Origin of the sequence: Kitasatospora sp. NPDC087861 (genome assembly GCF_044742585.1) — a bacterium.
GTDB lineage: Bacteria > Actinomycetota > Actinomycetes > Streptomycetales > Streptomycetaceae > Kitasatospora.
This window is the reverse complement of the sequence record NZ_JBIUUS010000006.1, coordinates 291,537-306,984: the sequence shown is the minus strand read 5'-3', so window position 1 is coordinate 306,984 and position 15,448 is coordinate 291,537. Positions and strand designations below refer to the sequence as shown.

The following is a 15,448-nucleotide window of genomic DNA, read 5'->3' as shown; positions in this document are numbered from 1 at the left end:
CCCGGCCGGCCCCGGCGGGGGGGGGGGGGGCGGGGGGCGGGGCCCCCCCCCCCCCCCCCCCGGCCGGGGGGGGGGGGGCGGGCGCCCGGGGGGGGGGGGGGGGGGGCCCCCCCCCGCCCCCCCCCACGCCTCACCCCTTCGACGACATCCAGTGGAAGAGCCCCATCGCCACGCTGGTCGCCAGGTTGAAGCTGGACACCCCCGGCTGCATCGGCACCGAGACCAGGTGGTCCGCCCGCGCCCTGAGCTCCGCCGAGACGCCGTGCCGCTCGGTGCCGAAGGCGAGCAGCGCGTCGTCCGGGAACGGCAGCGTCCGGATGTCCGCCCCCTCCGGGTCCAGCACGTACAGCGGCCCGGCGGGCAGCTCCGGCAGGGCCAGCCGCTCCACCGCGGTGGCGAAGTGCAGGCCCGCGCTGCCCCGCAGCACGTTCGGGTGCCAGGGGTCCAGGTCGCCGGTGGTCACCACCCCGGTGGCGCCGAAGCCGGCCGCCAGCCGGATCACCGCCCCGACGTTGCCCAGGTTGCGCGGGTTCTCCAGCAGCACCACCGGCGCCGGGCGCGGGCGCCGCGCCAGGGCCGCCAGGTTCGCCTCGGCGGAGGGCCGCACGGCGAGCGCGACCACCCCGGTCGGGTGCAGCCGGGGCGCCAGCGTCCGCAGCCGCGCCTCGGGCAGCTCCACCGCCAGCGCGTCCAGCGCCGGCACGACGTCCGCCGCCAGTTCCCCGGCCAGTGCCAGCAGCGCCGCCCGGTCGGCGGTCAGCACCCGCCGGACGTCCCCGCCGAAGCGCAGCGCGTGCTTCAGCACGTGGAACCCGTCCAGCAGGACCGCCCCCGGCTCCCGCTCCCCCGCCCGCCACGCCCGCAGCACCTCGTCGTCCATGGCGTTCACTCTGCCACCCCGCCCGGGGCGGGCTCGCCGGGGCGGCCGGCGGCGGCGATCACCTCGTCGAAGCCGAGCGGCGGGCCCGCCGGGCCGTCCGGCTCGGCGGCCAGCCCGGCGAGCGCGAGGTCCAGGTGCCGGTGGACCAGCGAGCCGTCCGCGTCGAGCGCGGCCAGCGCGCCCGGCAGCGGGCGGGACACCCGGACGCAGAGGAGCACCAGGTCGCCCATCCCCACGTCGGCCCGCAGCCGCCCGGCGTCCTGGGCGGCGCGCAGCAGTGCCTCGACCGCGGTGACCGCGCCGCGGCGGACGGCGACCAGGTCCTCGTCCACCACCAGCCGTTCCAGCAGCACCACGATCGCCGCGCCCATCCGCAGGTCGGCGGCGACGTGCACGAAGCGGCGCAGCGCCCGGTAGGGGTCGGCCTCGGTGAGCCGGGCCTGGTCGGCGGCCTCGGTGAGCCGGGCCAGCAGGTCGGTGACCAGTGCGCGGACCAGCGCCTCCCGGTCGGGGAAGCGCCGGTAGAGGGTGGCCGGGCCGACCCCGGCCCGCCGGACCACGGCGTCCAGCGGGGCGTCCGGGCCCCGTTCCAGGAACACCTCGCAGGCGGCGTCCAGGATCCTGCGCCGGCTGCGTTCCGCGTCGGCCCTCATCGGCAACTCCCTAACCGGAGAAATCCTCTCCCTCTATGCTAGCGTCAGTGAAGCGGAGAAAATCTCTCCGTATCGTTGAGGAGCCGAGGAGCGACGCCGTGAGCACCACCGCGAGCACCACTGTGCCGGCCGTCCACACCGACATCGACGGCACCCGCCACCCGCGCGAGGCCGTCCTCGCCTGGGAGCTCGACCGCGCCCGCGCCGCCCTGCGCCTGCTCAAGCAGCGCCTCGGCGACGACCGGATGCGCGACCTGCTCACCCCCGACACCACCGCCGCCGACACCGCCCCCTGGCCGCCTGGGCCCAGGCCTCCGGCGGCCGGTGGCGCACCGCCTGACCCCCGGACCGCCTGCCTCCCGGCCCGGGGAGCGGCCTACCGCCGGTCCCCGGGCCTGCGCGCGTCCTCCGGCCCCCGGATGTCCTCCCGCCCCCGCAACGCCCGCTCCAGGTCCTTCAACGCCTGCCCCAGCAGCCGCGTCGCCGCCCGCACGACGTCCCGCTGCACCCCAGCCGGCGCCTGCGCCAGCCGCTCCTCCAACCGCGTCTGCGCCTCCCGCACGGCGCCGAACTCCACCGGCTGCCCGGTGAGCAGCGCCGCCCCCGCCAGCGCGGTGGCCAGCCGCAGCTCCTCCGCGTACTCCGCCGTCCCCGGCACCGGGTCCGCGTCGGCGGCCGGCAGGTGGGCCTCCAGCAGGACGGCGACCCGCCCGAGGTGCCCGACGGCCGCCCGGGCCCGGTCGACCTGGCGCCGGTTCACCCCGGGCAGCCCGGAGGCGTGCTGGCCGGGTTCGGCGTCGGCGCGCTGCATGGCCTGGAGCAGCTCGGAGCGGGCCTCCCGGGAGTCCAGCAGCGCGGTCCGCACCACCCGTCCGCGCGGCGCGGCCGGGTTCTCGTAACAGGCGATCACCGCGGCCGCGTACCTGCCGGCGGCGGCCAGCCACTCGGCCAGCCGTTCGCCGAGCCGGGCGGTCTGCCAGGTGGGGAAGAGCGCGTACGTCACCAGGGCCACCGACCCGCCCAGCAGCGTGAGCCCGACCCGCTCGAACGCGGTCGCGAGCGGGTCGCCGGGCTGCAGGCCGAGCAGGAACACCACGTACGAGGAGATGCCGACGGTCATCAGCGCGTACCCGGTCTTCAGCGTGAGGTACGCCCCGCCGATGCAGAGCACCGCGAGCGCGGCCAGCACCCACTGGCCGGGGTGGGTGAGCTGCACCACCAGGGTGGAGACGGCGACGCCGACGACGGTGCCGGCCAGCCGGGCGACGCCCCGGCTGTAGGTCTGGGCGAAGTCGGGCCGCATCACCATGGCGGCGGTCATCGGCGCCCAGTAGCCGTGGTGGAACCCGATGAGCCGGGCCAGCAGGTAGGCGACGGTGACCACCCCGGCGAGCCGTACGGCGTGCTGGCAGACCGCCGAGCGCGGCTGGAGCTGGCGCTGCACCGAGCGCATCGCGACCGGCAGCATCCGGAACAGCGGCGGCTTGTGCAGCGCCCCGCCGGCCCCGACCACCGGGGTGCTGACGGTGTCCTCGTCGCCGCGGTCGAGGGCGTCGGAGGCCTTGCGCAGCAGTCCGGCGAGCCGCCGGGACGAGCGCCGGGCGGCCCCCTGCAACCGGGGGCCGTCGACCGGCGGAGCGAGGGTCAACGATGGCGCCGAGCGCGGCAGTTGGACGGGATCACCGGTGCGGATGGCCCGGGCGAGGGCGTCCATGGCCTCCGCGGCGGCGGCCAGGACTTCGCGGGCCCGGTCGCGCTCCGGCCCTTCGGCGGGGGCGCCGACCTTGGGGTCGGCGAGCGCGGCGAGGGTGGGCCGGATGCGTTCGGCGAGGCCGCGCAGGCCGCGCAGTTCGGGCGGCCGGTGGCGGTCCTGCCAGGGGGTGAGCGCCGCGGCGTGGCGGGCGGTCATGAACGGCGCCGGGTCGACGTGCGCGGTCGGATCCTGACGCAACCGACGTGCGTAGTCGGCGAGTTCGGCGTAGGTGTCGGCGAGGGCGTCCCGCTGGGCGGTCCAACTGCCGATCGGCCAGAGGGTGATGACGACGGCCTGGACGACACCGCCGAGCGCGCAGATCAGCCCGTGGCCGAGGGCGGCGAGCACGCTGACGGGGAGTTGGACGACGATCAGCATCACCGAGACGGTGTTGGCGGCGACGATCCCGGCGGTCGGCCCGATCGCCCAGGCCAGCCCGGCGCCGAAGGCCCAGACCGCGAGCAGCACCGGGAAGAGGCCGGTGACCCCGGCGGCGAGGTAGCCGAGGAAGGTGCTGGCGCCGAGTCCGAGGCCGGCCGCGACGGCGAGGCTGGCCCGGGGCCGGAAGCTGCGCTGGAAGGTGGCCGTGCCGGCGATGAAGGCGCCCATGGCGGCGGAGGTGGCGAGGGCCGGCCCCCCGATCGCCAGGGTCGGGAAGAGCACCAGGGCGACGGCGACGGCCCCGCGGACGGCCCGTTTGGGGTCGGTGAGCGCCCGGTCGAGGGTGAGTCCGGTCCGCGCGGTGTCACGAAGGGCGTCGAACCAGGACATGGCGGCCAGCCTAGGCGACCGGCACCCGTGGCCGCCGAATCCGCCGCAGCCGCGCCGCCAGCCAGAGCAGCGCGCCGGTCGGCAGGAACACCGCGTCCGCCGCGATCATCGCGAGCGAGAACACCGGCAGCCCGAGCAGCAGCGCGATCCCCAGGTGCTCGGCCGTCATCACGGCCAGCAGCACGTTCTTGACCCGCCGGTTGAGCAGCGTGAACGGGAACGCGACCTGCACGATCACCGTCCCGTACGAGATCAGGAAGACCGGCAGCAGCGCCGAACCGACCAGCGCGGACAGCCCCGGCCAGGGCGTGAAGTAGTCCAGGTGCAGCGGGTAGTACAGCGCGGTGCCGTCCTGCCAGCGCGAGCCCTGCACCTTGTACCAGCCGGCCGTGGCGTAGATCAGCACCACCTCGACGGCGATCACCAGCATCGCGCAGTTGTGCACCATGTTCGCCAGCGCGTCGAGCACCGCACGCGGTTCGCCGTCCGGCCGCAGCCGCCCGAGCGTCCACCAGAGCCCGGCCACCACCCAGAGCCCCCAGAACAGCGGCGCCCAGCCGACGTACGGGAAGGCCCGGGCCGTCCAGGTCAGGCTCTCCCCGGCGAAACCGCCGAACTGGCAGGCCGCCAGGACGGCGCCGAGCACCGACCAGAGCACCACCCCGCCGCGCCCGGACCGGGCCCGTCGAGCGTCCAGTGACCAGACCTCGGCGCAGCGGGTGAAGACCAGGTAGACCGCCATCAGGTGGACGACGTTGTCGCCGCCGTCGCCGAGGAAGACGTTGCGGTTCTGCAGCGACAGCACGGTGACCAGGAACAGCACCGTGCTCGCCCTGGTCCGCCAGCCCAGCACCACCGCGACGGCGGCCAGCACCGCCAGGTGGTAGACCAGCTCGAACCAGGGCCGCCCGCCGAACCACGGCAGCACGGTGAACGCCCCGTTGTCGGACAGCAGGCGCTCGGCCAGGTCCATCGACCAAGGCGACCGGTCGCCGTACAGCACCCGCCGGTTGGGCCATTCGCGCAGCAGGTAGGCGAGCCAGACCAGCCCGAAGCCGATCCGCACCACCGCGGCCTGGTGGCGGCCGAGCACCCGCCCGGTGAAGGCCGCCATCGCCCGGGCGGCCGACTCGGCCGGGCCGGGCCCGCGCGGCGCCGGACCGGGCCAAGGGCCGACGCCGACGCCGGGGTCGGCCGACTGCCCGACCTGGCGCGGGATGCCCTCCAGCCGCCCCGGCCCGACCGGCTGCGAGACCTCCGGCGACACTTCTGCGGACGCCTCCGCGGACACCTCCGCCGACGCCTGCACCGACGTCTCCGGCGACACCTCGCTCATCCGAGCCCCCGGTAGTCCTCGTCGCCCACCGGCCACCAGGGCAGCTCGCGCACCCGCGGCGCCGGCGGCGCGGCCTCGCCGCTCCAGGACGGCGGCGGGACGGTCACCGCGGTCACCCGGAACTCGATCTCCAGGATCCGCTCGCCGTCCACCTCCCGGCCGATCCGCTGCAGGGCGATCCGCTTGAGGTACTGCTCGGCGAGCTTGCCGCGCGGGTTGGTCAGCGCCTCGTCCTGCGGGTTGTGCGAGCCGTCGTAGAAGTCCCAGGCCCGGCGCAGCAGGTTCTGGTCGACGTGGCTGGGGGCGGGGTTGCCCCGTATCGCGGCGAGGTCCTGCGCGGTCAGCCCGGTCCAGTCACGAGTGCGGGTGGTGCCGTCGTCGACGGCGGTGCGCACCCGGGCGTCCAGACTGACGTTCTGCTGCAACGGGTTGGGCGCGAACAGCTTCCAGTTCTGCTCGAACTCCGGGTACACCAGGCCGTCGACCTCGTCCCGGTACTGCCGGGACACCGAGTTGGCGGGCGCGACGTGCAGGAACACCGCGGCGAGGAAGAGCCCGGTACCGACCACCAGCACCGCCCCGGCCAGGCCGAGCACGAGCTGCGCGGGCGTCGACCAGACCCGTCCGGCGGCCGGGCGGCCCGTCGTCTCCGGCATGGCCTCCCCTGCCCGGTCGGCGCGCCGCCCGGGCCCGTGCCCGCGCGGTCGCGCGCCCATCCTGCCCTACCGGCAGGCATCGGCAGTTCGAAGACGGCGCCGGCGCTCGTCCGACGAGCGCTAGAGGACGAAGGCGTCCTGGCCGGTGCTGCTCACCATCGGACGACCCGCGCCCTCCCAGGCGTACATGCCGCCGTCCACGTTCACCGCGTCCCGGCCCTGCTGCACCAGGTACTGGACGACCTGCGCGGAGCGGCCGCCGACCCGGCAGAGCACGTACAGCTTCCCGTCCGGCAGCTCGCCGATCCGGGCGATCACCTCGCCGAGCGGGATGTGCAGCGCGCCGTCCACGTGGCCGGCGTCCCACTCGTCCTGCTCGCGCACGTCCAGCAGGACGGCGTCGGCGGGCACGGCGGCGGCGGTGGCGGAGGGGATCTGCGCGAACATCGTGTGGCTCTCCTGGTGGGGGTACCTCCCGGCCGAAGGCGGGGGGAGGGTCGGGTCGGTGCCATTGTCGCCCACCGGCCGCCGGTGGCCGTCGCCCGCGGCCGGGCTGCCGAGCAGCCTCTCCAGCTCGGCCTGCTGGGCGGCGGCCTTGGCGAGCAGTTCCTCGGCGAGCTGCTCCAGCAGCCGGTCCGGGTCCTGCGGGGCCAGCGCGAGCAGCTGGCCCATCGGGGTCTGTTCCAGCCGGACCTGCTCGGTGGCGGTCTCGGTGATCTTGCCGGTCAGCCACTCCAGCCGGCGGCGCAGCCACTCCAGCCGGTCGGGGGAGTCGGCGGCGGGTGCGGCCTCGGGCGCGGTGGACCACTCGGCGGCCAGGCCCTCCAGCGCGGCGGCGTCGCCGAGCGCGTAGGCCTCGTTGACCCGGGTCAGGAACGCGGCCCGGCGCTGCTGCTCGGCCGGGTCGGTGCTGAGGTCGGGGTGGGCGCGGCGGACCAGCTCGCGGTAGACCCGCTGGGCGTCCCGCCCGGGGCGCACCCGGGCCGGCGCGGCGGGCGGCGGCGGAGCCGCCTCCTGCTCCCGGACGGAGTCGAACAGCGCGTCCAGGTCGGGCAGTTCGTCGACCTGCCGACGGGCCTCGGCGGCCCGGCGGAGGTCCTCGGGGCGCCCGGTCCGGGCCGCGACCGCCTCGGCGACCAGCGCCTCCAGCTCGTCCAGCCGGGCGTAGAGCGGGCCGAGCAGCTGATGGTGGATCAGGGCGAAGTTGTCGATCTCGACCCGCAGCGTCTGCACGTCGACGTCCATGCTGAGCCAGGCGAGTTCGGCGGCGGCGACCCGCTCCTCCAACTCCTGCTGCTGCGGGTCCGTCCAGCGGACGGGGCTCTGCGCGGTCACTTCTCGCCTCTGTCTCGTCCGGCCGGCTGCGTCCTGCGGAGCCGCCTCGCGGGGTGGCCCGGCCTGCCACCCTACCCTCGCGCGCGAAAGCCCCGTCCGGGTGAACGAGGAGTGCGAACCGGCGCGCGCTGCGCGACACGCAACCGATCCTGAGGAATCTCCCCGTTTCGCTATCGAGCCCGGCCCGGTCCGTGCTTCGCTGGTACCCACGCAGCGTGCCTTCCTCCGGAGAGACGGCCGCCTCCAGGCGTGGCGGCCAGGCGGGAGCAGACCGAATCCATGGTGGCCGAGTCCAACTCCACACCGCGTCCGGCGGACGCCGAGACCGTGCCGGGCGACCACCCGACCGGCGTGGCCGCCCTGGTCCGGCTCGCCCTCGTCCTGGTCGACCGGACCGGACGGATCGCCCAGTGGAGCCGGGCCGCCGAGGAGCTGTTCGGGCACCGCGCCGAGGTCGCCCACGACCGCCCGGCCAGCGGTCTGCTGCCCGCCGTGGAGCCGTTCGGCGCCCCCGGGCCGGCCACCGGGCCCGTCCTGCGCCGCCGCTGCGACGCCCTGGACACCCTGGCCGCACTGACCGCGACCGGCCGCCCCTGGGCCGGCCAGATGGCCGTCATCGACCGCGAGGAGCACCTGCGCGACGTGCTCTGGTGGGCCTACCCGCTGCCCGACCCGCCCGGCGGCCTGCTCGCCCTCGCCGCCGACGCCCGGCCGCTGCGCACCGCGGGGCCCCGGCTCGCGCTCGGCGAGCGGCTGCTGCCGTTCGCCGCCACCCCGCCCGCCCGGGGCGGCTTCCACCGACTGGGCGCGGCCCTGACCCCGCCCGGCCGGCTGCGCGCCGGTCTCCTGCCGGCCGACCAGCTGGCCGGGCTGCTGCCGGCCGGCTCGGCCGACCGCCGGGCGCTGCTGCTCGACGTGCTGGACCAGGCCGGTCTGCCCGCGCTGCGGCTGGACCCGGCGACCGTACTGCCGGTCCTGCCCGCGGACCCGCAGGCCTCCGCCGCGCACGCCGCCGCCGGACTCGGCCGCCGCTACCCGACCGCCCAGCAACGCGCCGCCCGGGTCGGCCCGCCGCCGCAGCCCGAGCAGTCCTCGCCCGCGGCCCGAACCGTCCGGGGCCGGCCGTCCAGCCCACTGCCGACCCAGCGCGAGGCCGCCGAGCGGTCCGCCGCCCAGCCCACCGGCGCCCCGGCAGGTGTTCCGTCCCCGACCACCCCGGCCCCGACCACCCCGGCCCCGACCACCCCGGGCCCGACCACCCTGTCCCAGGCCGTCCCGTCCCCGACCGGAGGAGGAGCCGCCATCGAGCCGGCCGCCGTCGAACCGCCCGCCACCGGCCACCCGGCCCGCCACGCCGATCAGGCCCCTCCCGCCCACGCCCCGAGCGATGCCGAGGGCGGTCCGCCCGGGCGGCTGGGCTCGTTCCTGACCAACGGGCAGGCCGGCGAGCAACTGGCGCTGCTGAACGAGGTCGGCGGCAAGGTCGGCACCACCCTGGACCTCGGCTTCACCGCACACGAGCTCTGCAAGGTGCTGGTCCCCCGGGTCGCCGACTTCGCCTGCGTGGACCTGGTGGACGGGCTGATCTCCGACTCCGAGCTGCCGGTCGCCCGGCCGGACGACGACACCATGCTCCGCCGGGTCGCCCTGGTCTACAACGAGACCAGCGGCGCCTGGGACCACGTGCTCGCCGAGGGCTCGCTGGTCAGCATGCCGCGCCGCACCCCGCCCGGGATGGCCCTGCAGCTGAACCAGCCGGTGCTGGTCCCGGTGGTCAGCGCGGACGTCGCGGTCGACTACGCGATCGCGCTCGGCGGGGCCCGGCTGGCCCCGGTGGTCACCGGCCGCTCGATGCTGGTGGTGCCGCTGTCCGCCCGGGGCACCGTGCTGGGCATCCTCAAGCTGCTCCGGCTGCCGGACCGCGCGCCCTTCGACGAGAGCGACGCCGCCACGCTCAAGGAGCTGGCCGTCCGGGCCGCGCTCTCGCTCGACAACGCCCGGCTGCACCGCGCCGAGGCCAGGGTGGCCACCACCCTGCAGCGCTCGATGATCCCGACCCGTCCGCCGCAGATCCCCGGCGTCCAGATCGCCCACCGCTACCTGCCGGGGGACCCCAAGGCCGAGGTCGGCGGCGACTGGTTCGACGCGATCCAGCTGCCCGGCAGCCGGGTCGCCCTGGTGGTCGGCGACGTGATGGGTCACGGCCTGCACTCGGCGGCCGCGATGGGCCGCTTCCGGACGGCCATGCAGACCCTCGCCGCACTCGACCTGCCGCCCGGCCAGCTGCTGCGGCACCTGGACAACCTGGCCCACAAGCTCGGCGACGACCACCTCGCCACCTGCCTGTACGCGGTCTACGACCCGATCAACCGGACCTGCGAGCTGGCCAGCGCCGGCCACGTCCCGCCGGTGCTGGTCCACCCGGACGGCTCCGGCGAGCTGCTGGAGATCCCGGCCGGCGCACCGATCGGGGTCGGCGGGGTGCCGTTCGTGGCCAAGACCATCGACGTCTCGGACGGCTCGATGCTGGTGCTGTGCACCGACGGCCTGGTCGAGGTCCGGGGCGGTGACATAGGGGCGGGACTGGCCGCGCTCTGCGGCAACCTGATCGACCCCCGGCAGAGCCCCGAGCAGGCCTGCGACGTCGTGCTCAAGCGGCTGCACTCGGACGACCGGAAGGACGACGTCGCCCTGCTGGTGGCCCGCTTCGACGGCGTCGCCCCGTCCGAGGTGGCCACCTGGGACCTCACGGTGGACCACCGCGAGGTGCGCCGGGCCCGCTCACTGGTCCGCGAGCAGCTGGCCGGCTGGCACCTGGAGGCACTCAGCGACATCACCGAGCTGCTGGTCAGCGAGCTGGTCACGAACGCCGTCCGGGTGGCCAGGGACCGGGTCCAGCTCCAGCTGATCCGGGTGGACAAGCTGCTGGTCGAGGTCAGCGACGACAACCACAACCTGCCCTCGCTGGAGCCGGCCGAGCAGCTCGGCGAGACCGGCCGCGGCCTCACCCTGGTGACCAAGCTCGCCGAACGCTGGGGCACCGCCCGCAAGGCGGTCGGCAAGGTCGTCTGGTTCGAACTCCCCCTGCCGCACGCCTGTCGGCCGGGCCCGGCGCCGGTCAGGGGGTGACCGCGCCCGCCGCTCCGCGCCGGGCCTCCACCGCGACCTCCCGCGAGGTGACCGCGGCCACCGAGGTGGCGGCGCCGACCCCGGCCAGCACCCGGGGCCAGAAGTCCCCGAACACCTCGACCGACACGGCGAGCAGCAGCGCGGTGATCACCGCGACCACGTGCTCCAGACCGGCCAGGTTCGGCAGCACGACCGCCTCGCCGACCATCATGAGCACCACCAGGCCGGCGGTGAGCCAGGCCCGGCAGCGGAACGCGATGCAGATCGCCAGCGCCACCACCGCGGCCGACGGCCCGGTGTCCCGCACGTAGGCGACCCACTTCGGGAAGCCGAACAGGTGGCCCGGGCCGAGCGCCACGCCGATCCGGGCGAACAGCGTGCCCGTCAGGGTGCAGGTGTAGGCCACCACCAGGGTCATCCGCCGGCCGAGCACGATCTCGGCGACGCCGAAGACCACGAACACCTGGGCCAGCGCGCCCCAGACCGGCAGGTCCAGCGCCGGCACGTACAGCGACAGCGGCGTCCGCAGCAGCGAGACGTCCAGCGGCAGCGCCGCCTTCACCACCCCGATGTGGTTGACGAAGCGCTCACCGCCCGGCAGGTGCTGGGTGATGCTGAACAGCAGGATCAGAAACGTCGCCGCCGTGGCCATCGGAACGGCGGCGAACTTCCGCCGCACCACCGCGTCCCGGACCGTCGCGTACAACGTCCCCCACTCGGCGACAGCGGCCGATCCGGCTACTGCCAGCGGCCCCTTTCGCACGCCCCCCGCGTGGGTCCTGTCAATCACAGCCGTTTCTCCTGAATCCCCGAACTTTCCCAACTACTCCAACATTAGAAGCCTCTTAACAAATCCACATCGGCATTGATGGGGAGCAGGGTCATCCTCTGGGGGGAGAGATATCCCCGATCCCACCCCCATCCGGCCGTCCGGTCCCCTCCGCCCCCCGGCGGAGGGCTACCCCTTCCCGTCCCGCGCCGCGACCGGGAGGCGGGGCGCCACCACGGCGGCCCCGGCGTGCCGACGGCGGAACAGGGCGGGCAGGCTCGGCGCGACGATGAAGCCCTCGGCCCGCGCACTCGCGATGCCGATCCGCGGAATCTCACTGCTCTTCTCGAAGAGCAGGTAGCGGGGCTCCCAGATCGGCCGGTACTTGGCGTTCGCCCGGTACAGCGACTCGATCTGCCACCAGCGCGAGAAGAAGCCCAGGATGGAACGCCACAGCCGCAGCACCGGACCGGCGCCGAGCCGCGAGCCACGCTCGAAGACCGAGCGGAACATCGCGAAGTTCAGCGACACCCGCTTCAGCCCGACCTCGTCGGCGCGCTGCAGCAGCTCGATGACCATGAACTCCATCAGGCCGTTCTCGGTGTCCCGGGCCCGGCGCATCAGGTCCAGCGAGAGCCCGTCCGGGCCCCACGGGACGAAGCTCAGCAGCGCCTTGAGCTCGCCGTCGCCGTCGTGGCACTCCAGCATCACGCAGCGGCCGTCGCCCGGGTCGCCGAGCCGGCCGAGCGCCATCGAGAAGCCGCGCTCGGTCGCCCCGTCGCGCCACTGGTCGGCCTTGGCCACCAGTTCGGCCATCTCGCGCTCGGGGATGTCCTCGTGCCGGCGGATCCGCACCGTGTACCCGGCCCGCTTGACCCGGTTGTACGCCTGGCGGACCACCCGCATCGCCCGGCCGTCCAGCGAGAACTCGTCCAGCTCGACGATCGCCTCGTCGCCCAGCTCCAGCGCGTCCAGCCCGTGCCGGGCGTAGATCACCCCGGCCTCCTCGGAGGCGCCCATCACGGCCGGCGCCCAGGCGTGCTCGCGGGCCTCGGACAGCCAGGCGTCGATCGCGCCCGGCCAGGCCTCCGGGTCGCCGATCGGGTCGCCCGAGGCGAGCGAGACCCCACCGATCACCCGGTAGGTCACCGCCGCCTTGCCGCTGGGGGAGAAGATCACCGCCTTGTCCCGGCGCAGCGCGAAGTAGCCGAGCGAGTCCCGCTCGCCCTGCTTGTCCAGCAGCGAGCGCAGCTTCGCCTCGTCCTCGGGGTTCAGCAGCTCCTTGCCACGCGGGCTGCGGAAGGCCACGTACAGGACGAGCAGGAAGAGCACCGCGCCCATCGCGTTGATCGCCGCGTTCACCCAGGTCGGCGCGGAGATCACCGAACGCAGGTGCTCGGTCGGGGTGATGGTGATCATCCGGCCGACCGAGTACCGGAAGAGGTCCCAGAAGTCGGCCCCGCTCAGCCCGTTGGTCAGCCAGACCAGCAGTGCGCCGACCCCGCCGCCGAACAGCAGCCCGGCGACGAACGCGGCGGCCGCGGTCTTCGGGTTGGAACGGTCGCCCTTGGAGGTGAACTCCTTGCGCCCGACCACCAGCGACAGCACGAACAGGCAGGTCAGCACGGTGGAGATGTAGTTGAGCGGGTGCCGGTTGAAGCGCTCGTCGGGCAGCACCATGACCGCCAGGTACAGCAGCGCGAACAGGCTGGACAGCGCCATGTTGAAGATCCAGGCGGCCCGCTTGCGACGCCGCATCGCGACGGCGAGGAAGATCGACAGGACCGCGCTGGCCAGGCCCGCGGTCATCAGGTACGGGGTGAAGTACTCACCCTCGTTGTGCTCGGTCACCTGGTCCCGGAACGGCACCAGCAGCACCGTCGCCACGTTCAGCAGCGCCAGCAGCCTGAGGTACCAGACGGAGGCCACGGCGGCCCTCGGGCGCCACCGGGCGAGCACGCCGCCGGGCCGGGGCCCGGTGGACGTGGCGGACGGCTCCGACTTCACAGTGGACGACACAGCTCAATTCCAAACGATCAGATGGTGGGGCGCATCCGCACACGGCCCGGCGCCGGGCGCCCGCACGGGCCCGACGGACTGACCGGCGGCCCTCACCTCGACCGGGCGCCCACCGCGTGGAGCAGGCCGACAAAGGGCAGCCAACTCCATGGTTCCCCACCCGGCCTGAGAATTGCGTGAACCGGGTAGCGGATTCCCACCCCCGCCGAACGGCGGGGGTGCAGACCCGCCATCCGTTCGGCGCCCCGCCCCGGCTACCCCTACCCTCGAAACGACCCGCGCGGACCGCCCGAGCCCGGCCGCCCGAACCGAGGAGGCACCATCACCGACACCCGTGTGCTGATCGTGGACGACGAGATCCTGGTCCGTTCCGGCCTCGGCCTCATCGTCGGCTCAGCCCCCGACCTGGAGGTGGTCGGCGACTGCTCCGGCGGCCAGGCCGAGGAGCTCGTCCAGCGCCTGCGCCCGCACGTGGTGCTGCTCGACATCCGGATGCCGGACCTCGACGGCATCTCGGTGCTGCGCCGCCTGCGTGCCCTGCCGGACCCGCCCGCCGTGGCGATGCTCACCACCTTCGACACCGACGAGTACATAGGCACCGCACTGCGGGCCGGCGCCGCCGGCTTCCTGCTCAAGGACACCGCCCCCGAGCAGCTGGTCCACGCCGTCCGGGTGCTCGCGGCGGGCGGCAACATCCTGTCCCCGACCGTCACCCGCACCGTGATCGGCGGCTACGTGGACGGCGGCGGCCCGGACGCCGAGGCCACCTCGCTCGCCCGCACCCTGACCGGGCGGGAGCTGGACGTGCTGGCCCTGCTCGGCGAGGGCCTGTCCAACGCCGAGATCGCCGACCGCCTCTTCCTCGGCACCGGCACCGTCAAGGACCACATCAGCGCGATCCTCGGCAAGCTCGGCGCGGCCAACCGGGTCCAGGCGGCGGTGCTCGCCCACCGGGCCGGGCTGGTCCGGCCGAAACCCGGCGACGGGGCATGACGGCCACCGAACAGCTGCCGTCCAGACGGCTCCCGGCCTGGTGCACCGCACCCTGGCTGATGCTGCTGCTGCCCGTCCTGTACTCCCTGCTGGACGCCGCCCTGGTCGCCCGGGGCACCCCGTGGTGGCAGCTCGCACTCTCCGTGCTGGCCGCCGTCTCACTGTTCTGGCGCCGCCGCTTCCCGGTGGCGGTGCTGCTGCTCACCATGCCCGGCAGCTACGTCGACGACATCTGGCTGGCCCCGATCACCGCCGTGTACACGGTGGCCGCCGAGCGCTCCCGCCGCCGGGTCGTCATCCCCTGCGCGACCCTGTTCACGCTGGTCGAGTTCTTCCACTGGCCGCTGTCCGGGCAGACCCTCGAACTCAGCCGGGACACCGCGCTCTACGCCATCCAGTCGGTGATGCTGGCCGCCGGCCCGGCCGCCACCGGGCTGCTCTCCCGCACCCGGCGGGAGCTGGCCGCCCGGCTCGACGAGCTGACCCGCGGCCAGGAGCGGGAGAGCCGGCTGCTCGCCGAGCGGGTGCTGCTCGACGAGCGCGGCCGGCTCGCCCGCGAGATGCACGACGTGGTCTCGCACCAGGTCAGCCTGATCAGCATCCAGGCCGGCGCGCTCCAGGTGAGCACCGGCGACCCGGCCGCCGCGACCACCGCCCGCACCATCCGCGAGCTGGCCGTCCGCACCCTCGACGAGCTGCGCCAGATGGTCGGGGTGCTGCGCGGCACCGCCGGAGCGCGCCCCGACGCCCCGCTCGCGCCGCAGCCCCGGCTGGCCGACCTGCCCCGGCTGATCGCGGAGAGCGGGCTGGCCGCCGACACCGAACTGAACCCCGGTGACCGCCCGTGGCCGGAGGCGGTCGAGCGGGCCGCCTACCGCACCGTCCAGGAGGCGCTCACCAACATCACCAAGTACGCGCCGGAGGCGGCCGTGCACGTGAAGGTCCGGGCGAAGGGGCGCCGGCTGCGGGTCGAGGTCCGCAACGACGCACCGCCGGTCCACCCGGCCGAGACGCTGCCGGGCGGCGGCCACGGCCTGGTCGGCCTGCGCGAGCGCGCCCAGCTGCTGGGCGGCACCCTCACCGCCGGCCCCACCCCGGACGGCGGCTTCGAGGTCCGCGCCGAGCTGCCCGCCACCCGTTCCTGATCCTGTGTG

11 protein-coding genes are annotated in these 15,448 nt (G+C 75.1%); 3 read left to right on the top strand and 8 right to left on the bottom strand.

What is annotated here, in order from left to right; genetic code table 11:
* Nucleotides 1-130: 130 nt before the first annotated feature.
* The 6 genes from ACIOJE_RS12305 to ACIOJE_RS12280 all read right to left on the bottom strand — a co-directional run bounded on the left by ACIOJE_RS12305 (nt 131) and on the right by ACIOJE_RS12280 (nt 7,384).
* Nucleotides 131-880, bottom strand: coding sequence for a TrmH family RNA methyltransferase (locus tag ACIOJE_RS12305; protein ID WP_280673927.1), 750 nt, complete (start codon nt 878-880; stop codon nt 131-133).
* A gap of 5 nt (nt 881-885) precedes the next feature.
* Nucleotides 886-1,533 (bottom strand): TetR family transcriptional regulator, encoded by a 648-nt coding sequence (locus ACIOJE_RS12300; protein ID WP_400775494.1) that lies wholly within the window; start codon nt 1,531-1,533, stop codon nt 886-888.
* A gap of 376 nt (nt 1,534-1,909) precedes the next feature.
* The gene (locus tag ACIOJE_RS12295) at nt 1,910-4,057 is read right to left on the bottom strand and encodes an FUSC family protein (protein ID WP_400775492.1); all 2,148 of its coding nucleotides are present in this window, start codon (nt 4,055-4,057) and stop codon (nt 1,910-1,912) included.
* Nucleotides 4,058-4,067: 10 nt separating this feature from the next.
* Complete coding sequence (locus ACIOJE_RS12290) at nt 4,068-5,393, bottom strand: HTTM domain-containing protein (protein WP_400775490.1); 1,326 nt, start codon at nt 5,391-5,393, stop codon at nt 4,068-4,070.
* Nucleotides 5,390-6,049, bottom strand: a complete 660-nt coding sequence (locus tag ACIOJE_RS12285; RefSeq protein WP_400775488.1) for a DUF5819 family protein — start codon at nt 6,047-6,049, stop codon at nt 5,390-5,392. The genes ACIOJE_RS12290 and ACIOJE_RS12285 overlap by 4 nt, the downstream gene beginning before the upstream one ends.
* 120 nt (nt 6,050-6,169) lie before the next feature.
* Nucleotides 6,170-7,384, bottom strand: a complete 1,215-nt coding sequence (locus ACIOJE_RS12280) for a rhodanese-like domain-containing protein (protein ID WP_400775486.1) — start codon at nt 7,382-7,384, stop codon at nt 6,170-6,172.
* Nucleotides 7,385-7,633: 249 nt separating this feature from the next.
* On the opposite strand from ACIOJE_RS12280, the gene ACIOJE_RS12275 reads away from it, so the two are divergent.
* Nucleotides 7,634-10,513 carry a SpoIIE family protein phosphatase gene (locus tag ACIOJE_RS12275; protein WP_400775483.1) on the top strand — a complete coding sequence of 960 codons (2,880 nt, stop codon included), beginning with the start codon at nt 7,634-7,636 and terminating at the stop codon, nt 10,511-10,513.
* Here the strand turns inward: ACIOJE_RS12275 and ACIOJE_RS12270 are convergent.
* Both ACIOJE_RS12270 and ACIOJE_RS12265 read right to left on the bottom strand, forming a co-directional pair.
* A complete protein-coding gene (locus ACIOJE_RS12270) occupies nt 10,503-11,303 on the bottom strand; it encodes a hypothetical protein (protein ID WP_400775481.1) in 801 nt (266 codons plus the stop codon). The genes ACIOJE_RS12275 and ACIOJE_RS12270 overlap by 11 nt on opposite strands.
* Before the next feature lie 168 nt (nt 11,304-11,471).
* Nucleotides 11,472-13,301: a phosphatidylglycerol lysyltransferase domain-containing protein gene (locus ACIOJE_RS12265; RefSeq protein WP_400775479.1), complete on the bottom strand. Its 1,830-nt coding sequence runs from the start codon at nt 13,299-13,301 to the stop codon at nt 11,472-11,474.
* Nucleotides 13,302-13,643: 342 nt separating this feature from the next.
* Here ACIOJE_RS12265 and ACIOJE_RS12260 point away from each other — a divergent pair, with 342 nt between their 5' ends.
* On the top strand, nt 13,644-14,294 hold the full coding sequence (locus ACIOJE_RS12260; protein WP_280674109.1) for a response regulator transcription factor: 651 nt from the start codon (nt 13,644-13,646) through the stop codon (nt 14,292-14,294).
* Nucleotides 14,291-15,439 carry a sensor histidine kinase gene (locus ACIOJE_RS12255; protein WP_280673918.1) on the top strand — a complete coding sequence of 383 codons (1,149 nt, stop codon included), beginning with the start codon at nt 14,291-14,293 and terminating at the stop codon, nt 15,437-15,439. The genes ACIOJE_RS12260 and ACIOJE_RS12255 overlap by 4 nt, the downstream gene beginning before the upstream one ends.
* The last annotated feature ends 9 nt before the right edge of the window (nt 15,440-15,448 follow it).

Coding starts and splice junctions, on each gene's coding strand:
- ACIOJE_RS12305 (WP_280673927.1), bottom strand. CDS start 880: ATGGACGACGAGGTGCTGCGGGCGTGGCGGGCGGGGGAGCGGGAGCCG.
- ACIOJE_RS12300 (WP_400775494.1), bottom strand. CDS start 1,533: ATGAGGGCCGACGCGGAACGCAGCCGGCGCAGGATCCTGGACGCCGCC.
- ACIOJE_RS12295 (WP_400775492.1), bottom strand. CDS start 4,057: ATGTCCTGGTTCGACGCCCTTCGTGACACCGCGCGGACCGGACTCACC.
- ACIOJE_RS12290 (WP_400775490.1), bottom strand. CDS start 5,393: ATGAGCGAGGTGTCGCCGGAGACGTCGGTGCAGGCGTCGGCGGAGGTG.
- ACIOJE_RS12285 (WP_400775488.1), bottom strand. CDS start 6,049: ATGCCGGAGACGACGGGCCGCCCGGCCGCCGGACGGGTCTGGTCGACG.
- ACIOJE_RS12255 (WP_280673918.1), top strand. CDS start 14,291: ATGACGGCCACCGAACAGCTGCCGTCCAGACGGCTCCCGGCCTGGTGC.